The organism is Streptomyces tricolor, from assembly GCF_002155905.1.
In the GTDB taxonomy this organism is placed as follows: domain Bacteria; phylum Actinomycetota; class Actinomycetes; order Streptomycetales; family Streptomycetaceae; genus Streptomyces; species Streptomyces tricolor.
In genome coordinates this window covers 1-1,842 of the sequence record NZ_MUMF01000684.1, presented here as the reverse complement: position 1 = coordinate 1,842, position 1,842 = coordinate 1, and the positions used below count along the sequence as shown (strand labels likewise).

The 1,842-nt window shown below is 73.2% G+C and carries 2 protein-coding genes; one reads left to right on the top strand and one right to left on the bottom strand.

Annotation, left to right across the window (positions count from 1 at the left end; all coding sequences use genetic code 11):
- The coding region (locus tag CCN44_RS37320) for a DUF4184 family protein (protein ID WP_143650270.1) at nt 1-316 on the bottom strand (316 nt) is incomplete at its 3' end.
- Nucleotides 317-633: 317 nt separating this feature from the next.
- On the opposite strand from CCN44_RS37320, the gene CCN44_RS37315 reads away from it, so the two are divergent.
- Nucleotides 634-1,842: lytic transglycosylase domain-containing protein (locus tag CCN44_RS37315; protein WP_086703207.1), on the top strand; the 1,209-nt coding region annotated here is incomplete at its 3' end.

The window sequence follows — 1,842 nt, the reverse complement described above, 5'->3', positions numbered from 1 at the left end:
GCGCACCGCAGCGCAACAGGGCGGCCGGCCGGCCCTGCCAGGCCCGCGGCAGCAGCGCCGGCAGCGGCTCCCGGACGAGCAGCCACAGCCCCGCCAGGGCCCAGGCGATGAGCACGTCGACCGTGACGACCCCGGCGAACCCGTGCGTGACCGCGCCGAACTCCATGCCGCCCGGCAGCACTCCGGCCGCGTAGTACGGCATGTCGGGCGCGCAGGAGCCCGCGACGAGCACCGTCGGAACCAGCCGGCCCCGGCCGCTGCCGTCCCGGTGGATCGCGGGCAGCACGGCCGCCGCATGACTCAGCGTGAACGGCAACAGAGCCCCCCGGAACGGTCGTCGGCCCGGATGCCGGCGCCGGTGATCAGTTCCGCCCAGTATGCGTGACCGCCGTCCGGGCGCGCGCCCGGCGACGACAGTTGGCCAACCGGTGAAAACGGGGCGCGAACAGGTGCCCCCTCACAGCAAGTTGTCGTAGGGTCACCTGCGTTACCGTGCGGGACGCACGGTCGTACCCACGTCGCACGGATCGAAAGGCGCAACAGGGGCAACCAGATCACCGGGTCGACCGTCACACCAGAGCGAGGCAGACAGACGGAGACGGACGCACGGCGTCCACGGGAGGGGTTCACTCAATGGCGGCGCATATCGGCAGGCGGCTGCGCAAGGGGGCGGCGACCACCGCCGTGGCCGCGGCAGCGGTCGCGGCTCTCTCCGCGTCCCAGGCTCCAGGAGTGACCGGCGAGGACAACGGCAGACAGGCGGCGACGGGCGCCACGGCTCCCGTACCGGACGGGCCCGCCGACGGCAACGCCACCGGCAACTCGCCCTACTACACCGACCTGCCGCCCCTGAAGAGCCCCGCTCCCAGCCCCTCCTCGGGCAGCGGCACCTCCGTCTCCCGGGGCGACGCCGAGGCCGGCATCCCCGCGACGGTCCTCGACGCCTACAAGAAGGCCGAGGCCGAACTGCGCTCCGCCAAGCCCGGCTGCAACCTGCCCTGGCAACTGCTCGCCGCCATCGGCAAGGTCGAGTCGGGGCACGCCCGCGGCGGCCGGGTCGACGCCGACGGCACCACCGTGGGCCGGATCCTGGGCCCGCAGCTCGACGGCAACGGCTTCGCGCTCATCCAGGACACCGACGACGGCGCCTACGACGGCAACCGCACCTACGACCAGGCCGTCGGCCCCATGCAGTTCATCCCGTCCACCTGGGCCTGGGCCGGCCGCGACGGCAACGGCGACGCCGCGAAGGACCCCAACAACGTCTACGACGCCGCCCTCGCCGCCGGCCACTACCTGTGCCGCAACGACTGGGACATGTCGACCGCCGGCGGGCTGCGCAGCGCGATCCTCAGCTACAACAACTCGCAGGACTACCTCGATCTGGTCCTGAACTGGCTGGAGTACTACCGCAAGGGCAGCCACACCATTCCCGACGGCACCGGGCGCATCCCCGAGCGCCGCAGCGACGACGACTCCCACCGCACCACGTCCCCGAAGCCCTCGGACCCGCCGAGGACCAAGCCGGCCCCGAAGCCCCACAAGCCCGGCAACGGGAACGGCGGCGGCGAGACGCCGCGCCCCAAGCCGCCGACGCCGCCGACGCCGCCCACGCCGCCCGTCCCGCCGACGACCCCGCAGACGCCCACCGACCTCGTGGACCACCTGGAGGACGCGGGCACCGGGAAGCTCACCGCGATGGCCGGCGACGCCTTCGCCGAGCGGATCGGCACCCGCGCCGAGACCAAGGTCGGCAAGTCCGTCGCCAAGGTGAGGATCAGGTTCACCATCACCGGTGACACGGACACCACCTTCGCGGGCGGCGAGACCGTGGCCACGGTC